Origin of the sequence: Streptomyces sp. WAC06614 (genome assembly GCF_003949795.1) — a bacterium.
In the GTDB taxonomy this organism is placed as follows: domain Bacteria; phylum Actinomycetota; class Actinomycetes; order Streptomycetales; family Streptomycetaceae; genus Streptomyces.
In genome coordinates, this window is the sequence record NZ_RPRY01000528.1 from 1 (window position 1) to 3,059 (window position 3,059).

Genomic DNA, 3,059 nt, shown 5'->3' on the forward strand with positions numbered 1-3,059 from the left:
CCTTCGAGCACTGCCAGTGGCTGGAGAGCTGGCTGTGGCACCACTTCCTGCCCCGCGCCGCGGGACATGAACCGGACCGACATCACCCGCGCCCTCGACGACCTGCTGTTCACCCCGGACCTCGATCTCGACGAGGCCATCGACCGGCACACCGTGACCCTCACCCTCACCGACGGCCGGACCTCCCGCATCGAGGTCCACCTCTTCGCCCGCATGGCCCCCGACGGCCGCTTCCGGACGGTCGAGGAGACCACCCGCCCACTGACCGACCACCCCGACGACGAGCACCTCGGCCTGATCCACTGACGCAGGAGGAAGAGGGGACGGGAGCGGCCATGGCGTCCGTGGGAGAAAGACTGAGCAGGGCGCGCGTGCGGGCCTTCATCGGCCGGGACGAGCAACTCGGCCGCTTCGGGGAGGCGTTGGCCGGCGACCCGCAGGCGCCGTTCGCGTTCTACGTGTGCGGGCCGGGCGGGATCGGCAAGTCGACCCTGCTGCGGCGCCTGGCGGACCACGCCCGGGCGGCGGGCCGGCTGCTGGTGGAACTGGACGGCCGGTTCGTCAGCCACGACCCGGCCGACTTCGCCCATGCCGCCGGTCCCTTCCTCGACGTTCCCGGCACGGTCCTGTTCGTGGACTCCTTCGAGCACTGCCAGTGGCTGGAGAGCTGGCTGTGGCACCACTTCCTGCCCCGCGCCGCGGACGACACCCTCGTCGTCCTCGCCGGCCGGCGCGCCCCGCAGCCGCAGTGGACCGCCGACCCCGCCTGGACGGGCCTGCTGCACGTGACCGAACTGGAGCCCTTCTCCCCGGAGCAGGCCCACAGCCTGCTCGTCGCGGCGCAGATCCGGCCCGAACTGCGCGAGCGCGTCCTGCGCTTCGCCGGCGGCAACCCGCTGGCCCTGTCCCTCGCGGCCGCGGCCGGTTCGGAGGGGTGCAGCCGGGAGGAGATCTGGGCCCCCTCCGCGGACGTCCTGCGCACCCTGCTGACGGGGCTGATCGGCGAGGTGCCCACGGCGGCCCACCGCCGCGCCCTGGAGGTCGCGGCGCAGGCCCACTCGACGTCCGAGGAGCTGCTCGACGCGGTACTGCCCGAGGAGGACGCGCACCTGCTGTTCTCCTGGCTGCGGGACCTGCCCTTCATCGAGTCCACGCACCAGGGCCTCTACCCGCACGACGCCGCCCGCGAGACGCTCGCCGCCGACCTGCGGTGGCGCGCGCCGCACGCCTTCGAGACGATGCGCCGACGCCTGGCGGACGAATACCTGAGGCTGCTGCGCGAGGCGCCCGAGGAGCGGGTGTGGACCGTCACCGACGAGCTGTTCTACCTCTTCCGCGAGGGCGAGACGCTCGCCCGGCTGCGTTCCTGGTCCCGGGAGGAGGAGGTCCACGACCGGCCGCTGCACCCGGACGACCTCGACGAGGTGCTCCGCATGGCCGAGGAGACCGAAGGGCCGGCCTCCGCCGCACTGGTCCGCTACTGGGCGGGGCGCCAGCCCCGGGCGTTCAGCGTCTACCGGCTGGTGAGCACGGGCCGGATCGTGGCGTTCACCGCCCGGCTCGCACTGCCGGCCCCCGCCGACCCGCAGGACCTGGCCACCGATCCCGTCGTCGCCGCCGCCTGGCAGTACTGCGACACCCTCGCAGCCGTGAGCCCCGGCGAGCACATCGGGATCAGCCGCTTCTCGGTCTACCCGGAGCGGTACCAGGTGCCCTCGCGGGTCACCGACCTCAGCAGTTCCCGGGCCCAGGCGGAGGCGGCCCGCTCCCGTGGCCGCGCCTACGGCTTCGCCGTCTTCCGCGACGCCGAGACATGGGCCGCGCGGGTGCGGGGCACCCTGGAGGACACCGGGGCGCGCCCACGCGTCGGTGACCACACCTACGGGCTGTTCGCCGCCGACTGGCGCCGGGAATCCGTGGAGGCCTGGCTCCAGCGCTTCATCGCGGCCCCCGACGCGCCGGCTCCGGCGGGGCCGTCGCCCGTCTCCCGCGCCGCGTTCGACGGGGCCGTGCGGGAGGCCCTGGCGCACTGGCGCGACGCGCAGGCCTTCGCGGCCTGCGCCCTGCTGCGCGCCCGGCTCGCGGCCGACCTGGTCGATCCCGTGGAGGAGCTACGGACGCTGCTGCGCCGGGCCGTCGACGAGCTGGGCCGCGACCCGCGCGGGGTCCGCGCCCGCGAGGCCCTCACGGCAGGCTACTTCTCGGGTGCACCCACCCAGGAGGCCGCGGCCCGCCGCCTGGGCCTCCCGTACGGCACCTACCGGCGCCACCTGCGCCAGGGCCTGGACCTGCTGTGCGAGGCGCTGTGGGACGAGGAGCTGCACGGGCGCCGATGAGGGTGCGGGGGCACGCGGGCACGCCCCCGGTGACGGGGCGGCAGCGGCCCCGGTGACCCGGGGGCGGGTACGGGCCGTGCGCCGCGCCCAGTGGACAGGTGTGGACAGCGGTGGACAGGGCCCGCGCCGGTCCGGTCTGGAGAGTGGACACCGTCCGGCCGGAGTCTGTGCGCCATGAACGACGCACGCACACCGGCGGGAGCGGACGCACGGACGCCGGCACCAGCACAGCGCCACGCACGGGCGGCGGCGGCCCGCGCGCCGACGGCCCGGGCAGCACCCGGCGCCGGCCGCGGCCCACGGCCGGGGGCCGGGCTCGCGGCGCTCGCCGCGGCCCAGTTCACCGTCATGCTCGCCACCGCGATCGTCAACGTGGCCCTCCCGCAGATCCGGGCCGGCGTGGGCCTCTCGGACGCCGGCGCCACCTGGGTGGTCAACGCCTACGGCCTGGCGTTCGGAGCGCTGCTCCTGGCCGGCGGTCGGGCCGCCGACCTCCTGGGCCGCCGTAGGGTGCTGGTCACCGGACTCGCCCTGTTCGCGGCGGCCTCTGCGGCGGCAGGACCGGCCACCTCGTCCGGCGTCCTGATCGCGGCCCGTGCCGTGCAGGGCCTCGGTGCCGCGGCCGTCGCCCCGGCCGCGGCACCGAGGCCCTGCACGGCACGGGCCGCGATCGGGACGCCGGACGAGGTGGCCGGTCCTGCCGCCGCAGAGGCCGCCGCGAAC

At 75.9% G+C, this 3,059-nt stretch carries 3 protein-coding genes; all 3 read left to right on the forward strand.

Translation table 11 applies throughout. The annotated features are described in order from the left end of the window. The first annotated feature begins 66 nt into the window (after positions 1-66). Positions 67-306 (forward strand): hypothetical protein, encoded by a 240-nt coding sequence (locus tag EF918_RS34215; RefSeq protein ID WP_125652768.1) that lies wholly within the window; start codon positions 67-69, stop codon positions 304-306. Positions 307-344: 38 nt separating this feature from the next. After that, entirely contained in the window at positions 345-2,336 is a 1,992-nt protein-coding gene (locus tag EF918_RS34220) for an ATP-binding protein (RefSeq protein WP_221889790.1), read from the forward strand. Positions 2,337-2,510: 174 nt separating this feature from the next. Then, positions 2,511-3,059 (forward strand): MFS transporter (locus tag EF918_RS34225; RefSeq protein WP_125652770.1); only part of this gene is annotated, 549 nt, incomplete at its 3' end.